The organism is Streptomyces sp. 13-12-16 (assembly GCF_002114215.1).
Lineage (GTDB): Bacteria > Actinomycetota > Actinomycetes > Streptomycetales > Streptomycetaceae > Streptomyces.
The window spans coordinates 1-2,524 of record NZ_NCTE01000561.1 but is presented as its reverse complement, the minus strand read 5'-3'; the positions used below and the strand labels follow the sequence as shown (position 1 = coordinate 2,524).

The 2,524-nt window shown below is 76.2% G+C and carries 2 protein-coding genes; one reads left to right on the top strand and one right to left on the bottom strand.

What is annotated here, in order from left to right; translation table 11 throughout:
- A partial coding sequence (locus tag B7767_RS22595) for a PP2C family protein-serine/threonine phosphatase (RefSeq protein ID WP_107486259.1) occupies nt 1-2,123 on the top strand: 2,123 nt, incomplete at its 5' end.
- Nucleotides 2,124-2,131: 8 nt separating this feature from the next.
- On the opposite strand, the gene B7767_RS22590 is transcribed toward B7767_RS22595, so the two are convergent.
- The coding region (locus B7767_RS22590; protein WP_256923532.1) for a peptidoglycan-binding protein at nt 2,132-2,524 on the bottom strand (393 nt) is incomplete at its 5' end.

The following is a 2,524-nucleotide window of genomic DNA, read 5'->3' as shown; positions in this document are numbered from 1 at the left end:
CCGCCGAGCCACCCGCACGGCCGGCCGGGGAGACCGGGGACGCGACGGCCGGCCTCCCCGGGGCCGACCCGCCGGCGGTGCCCTCGGCCCCCGACGACGTCGCCTCCGCCCTGGGCCGCCTCGCCCGGATCCTCGTGCGCACCGGCACCCCCCAGGAGCTGGCCCGGTGCCTGCTGGAACACCTCGGGCAGGACCTGGCCGCGGACTCGGTCATGATCTACGCCCGCCGCACCGACGGCGGCCTCGAACTGCTCGGGCACGCCGGGATCGACGAACGGCTGGCCGCCCGGTGGCGTCAGGTGCCCCCCTTCAGCGGGGTCGCCGCGCTGGACGCCCTCGAGTCCGGTGAACCCCTCTGGCTGGAGGACTTCGCCCAGGACAGCGCGCGGTACCTGCTGATCGGCGACCCGCTCGAACGGTGGCGCTCGCGCGTCTGGCTGCCGCTGCCCGGCGGGGAGGGCCCCGGGATATGCGTCGGTGTGCTGCGCGAACACCCCGGCCCCTTCACCCCGCGCGACCGCGCCCACCTGCGCGGAGCGGTCCGGCTCTGCGCCGGCCGGCTGCGTACGTTCACCGCCCCGTCCGAGCCCCCGGCCGACCCGCTCCCGGACGCCGTACGGACGCTGTTCGCGGCGCTGCCGGTTCCGGCGATGCTGCTGACCCCGCTGCGCGGCCCGTACGGCGGGACCGAGGACTTCCGGATGGACGCCGTGACGGCGCAGGCGGCCGACGTCCTGGGCGGCACCGGGGGCGATCCGGCCGGGCGGCGGCTGCGGGAGGTACGGCCCGACCTGGTCGGCACACCGGTGTGGCGGGGCTGCCTGGACACCCTGGCCGGCGGGGGGACGTACGAGAGCGAACCGTTCGCCCACCAGGAGGTCGTGAACGGCGCCACCGAGCTGACCGCATACTCCGTACGGGTGACCCGGCTGGAGGACGCGCTGGTCGTCACCTGGGTCCGGCACGCCTCCTCCGACCGGCAGGAGCAGCGGCTCGCCGACCTTCAGCGGCTGGGCAACCTCGGCTGGGCCAACTGGAACCTGACCACCTCCGAGGCGTCCTGGTCGTCGCAGGTCTTCGCGATCCTCGGCCGGGACCCCGCGGACGGGCCCGTCCGGCTCGTCGACCTCCCCGCGCTCGCGGTGCCCGAGGACCGGTCCGCGCTGAGCCACGCCGTCGACGCCCTGATCCACGAGGGGCTGCCGTCGGACACCCCGTTCCGGATCCGCGGCACGCGCGGTGTCCGGCATCTGCGGCTCGCCGCCGAGGCGGTGGCCGATCTGCACGGCACGCCCGTCGAGGTGCACGGCTTCGTGCAGGACCTGACCGCGCGGCGGCGGGCCGAGCTCGCCCTGGTGGAGACCGAGCGGGCCATCGTCACCCAGCACGACGTGCTCCAGGCCGAGCGGTCCCTGGTCGCCCGGCTGCAGAACGCCCTGCTGCCGCTGCCCGAGCGGGCGGTCGACCTGGCCGGACTGCGCGTCGAGGTCGCCTATCTTCCCGCCCAGGCCGGCATACACGTCGGCGGCGACTGGTTCAGCGCCATCGAGCTGCCCGACGGCGACGCCCTGTTCGTCGTCGGCGACGTCGCCGGGCACGGGATCGGCGCCGTCGCCACCATGGCCCAGCTCCGGTTCACCGCCAAGGGCATGGTCATCACCGGCTCCTCGCTGACCGGCGCGCTCGCCCGGCTCAACACCCTGCTGCTGCACTCCCGGGACACCCACGCCACCGCGACCATGGTGCTCGCCCGCTACCGGCCGGCGGAACGGCGCCTGGTCTGGGCGCAGGCGGGACACACCCCGCCCCTGCTGCTGCGGGACGGTGAGGTGACGTACCTCCGCAGGCCCAGCGGCATACTGCTCGGCGGCACCACCACACCGCGCTTCGAGGAGGCCGAGTGCCGTCTCGAACCGGGCGACCGGATACTGCTGTACACCGACGGTCTGGTGGAGCGGCCCCCGGAGAACATCGACGTGGGCCTCGGGCGGCTGGCCGAGGCCGTGGCGGCGCACCCCGGCGACGGGGCCGGGCCCCTGGGCGCGCTGCTGGAGACGATGCTGGAGGACGAGCGCCGCGACGACGTGTGCGTGCTGGACATCCGGGTGCCGAAGGAGCGGTAGCCGCCGGGTCAGCCGCCCGGCCGGCCGGTGCGGGACTCCAGCGCGAGGCGGGTGTCGTCGCCGTAGACGCCGGTCTCGTCGCCCCGGACGCCGTACCAGAGCTGGAAACGGGCGACGGCGGCGGAGAGGGCGGCGTCGTAGCGGCCGTCGGTGGCGCCGGACCGGTAGACGTCCGGGACGCGCAGCAGCCGCTCCTGGAGTTCGGTCACCTCGGGGCCCGAGTCGCCCTCGCGGAGGAACCCCTGCTCGGCGGGGGCGGGCGGAGCCGGGGTGACGGGGGCGGTCGTGGACGGACGCGGGCCGGGTGCCGCGCGGCCGTCGGCGTCGCCTTCCATGAACAGGAGCGCGCCGCCGAAGCCCGCCGCCGCGGCGGCGGCCACGGCGAGCACCAGGGCGGTGCG